Origin of the sequence: Helicobacter suis (assembly GCF_902196125.1) — a bacterium.
Taxonomy (GTDB): domain Bacteria; phylum Campylobacterota; class Campylobacteria; order Campylobacterales; family Helicobacteraceae; genus Helicobacter; species Helicobacter suis_B.
Genome location: NZ_CABIKG010000034.1, coordinates 1 through 2077, shown reverse-complemented (window position 1 = coordinate 2077; position 2077 = coordinate 1). Strand labels below are relative to the sequence as shown.

General features: G+C 38.3%; 1 protein-coding gene. It reads right to left on the bottom strand.

Going from position 1 to position 2077, the window contains the following annotated elements:
• The coding region (locus G6Q00_RS08095; RefSeq protein ID WP_275896775.1) for a PBECR2 nuclease fold domain-containing protein at positions 1 to 2077 on the bottom strand (2077 nt) is incomplete at both ends.

Sequence of the window (2077 nt, the reverse complement as noted above, 5' to 3'; positions counted from 1 at the left end):
CTCCCCATTTTTTACTATTTCCTCTAACCCATTGCCTAACTTCTCATAAGCACTATTCCCCTCAAATGGGCTAAAGTCATCTAGGTGTTTTTCTACAATCTTAGATAAACCATAGGGCTTAAGCGGTTTGCCCTTAACATCTTTCAAGTCTTTTAAGTCTGTTGCACTTGCTCCCCACACTAAATCTATATCGCCTAAATCCTCCCTATAAAATGCCCCGGCTACTTGTCCCTCTTTAGCCTCTAGTAGTTTAGCAATTGCGCCTTTAGGATCGTGGTAGAATTCTTTAAAGTTTGTACCAAAGGCTTTATTGTGGGGGATTTCTTGATCTTTTGTTTTAGTAGCGGAAGTCTCTTCTTTACTCCTACTTAATGCGGGTTTTTCTTTAAACTCCTTAACTTTAAACTCCTCAAGCATATAACGCTTAGGCTGGCTAGGGTCGTTATTGTTGCTAAAGTGTATTTTTGCCTCAAAGTCCCATACTTTGTTATTGTAGGTATCTCTAGTGCTTAGAATGATTTTATTATGTGCTACTTCTTTTATATCCCCCTCTAAGATCGTTTTAGTAATGTAGTCTGCTAAATGGGTGTTGCGCCACTTTTGAAAGTCTTTATTAGCTCTAATAATTGCCTCTTGTGAAATGGGTGTTAAAAAGTCTTGTGGCTGATCTTTAAACAACTCTAGGCCTTTGTTTGGCTGATCTTTAACACTAGTGCCAACAATACCCTTAAGCTCAAATTGTGTATACACATCAATTCCGCCTAAATCTTGTCTATAGAATGCGGGGGCAATTTGGCCACTACTGCGCGTTTTCTCATACATCAAGTGTAAAAGCCCTTCAATGGCCTTTTCTCTCTTGCCATTCCACCTAAAAGTAGTGTAGTTTTTGCCAAAACTTGCATTAATGGGCAGGTTTGTGGATACTCTGTATAAATTATCCCAACTGATATTTTCAGGCTGGTTATAATCTTTGGCCTTTTTAGCTTTAGTCTCTTTTAAGGCCTCTTTTTTAACCATGTCCTCAATGTCTTTTTGTACCCAAGCTTGATGGGCTTTATCTCTTTCTAATTGCTCTAAACGCCATTTGCTTAACTCTTCTTTGCTAAAGCCTAATTGGCCATTATCTATTTGCTTGCTCGTAACCCCCCCTTCTAAATCTATTTTATCGGTTGAATTAACATTTTCAAGCGCGCCTTTTAGCCGTGCTTTATCCCATAATTCTAAGCTCCAATATGGCATATCCTCTTTAGGATCAAAGCTACTTAAGCGCCTATTCCACTGCACTAGCGCGTAATTATCTGAATCAATCTTTTTAATAAAGCTTAATTCACCTCTTAGATTTTGGAGTAGATAGTCTGGATTTTCTAGGGTGGTTTTGAAGTAGGGTAGGGTCTTAGTGGCATGAATGGGATAGTCTATTCTAATATCTTTAGTAACACTCAAGCTATCTTGATCATAGCTATGTTTTAAAGCCTTTTTTATATCATCAGATAGATTAGGGGAATAATTACCCTTTTCTAAGTCTAAATGTTTGCTTAGGGCTTTTTGTAAGTCTGTTTGGTTGTGCGTAAAATTTTTATTGCTCCAATCCTCTTTGATTTTAGTTAGAAGTTCTTGTACTTCGGCGGTTAATTCATCTTGATTTTTAAACGCCGGTTTAGTAGCCTCTGCTTTCCCTACTTCGCTATTCAACGCTTTAGCGGATAATTCGGACTTAGCGATTATTGGAAGTTCGGGTAGGGTGCTATATAATACCTCCCCTCCCCCTTTGATCTTGTTTTGGATATTATTAAGCGTTTTGGGTGCATTACTAGCTATGATCCACTCCCCGCTATCATTGCGCGCTACACTAGTAAAATATTTTTTCCCTTCAAGGTCTTTAACAAAGATTAACGCATTATCCACTTGTTTTACTATTGCATCCGCGCTTTCTAAAGTCGGTCTAATATAGGGCAATAACTCTTCTCTGCTCCGTTTAACTAGCTTATACAAACTCCCTTGGGTGAGTTTAATTTGCTCTCCATGTAGCACACCCTCTAAAGCCTCTTTAACTTCTGGGGCAAATTTAGGGATAAAA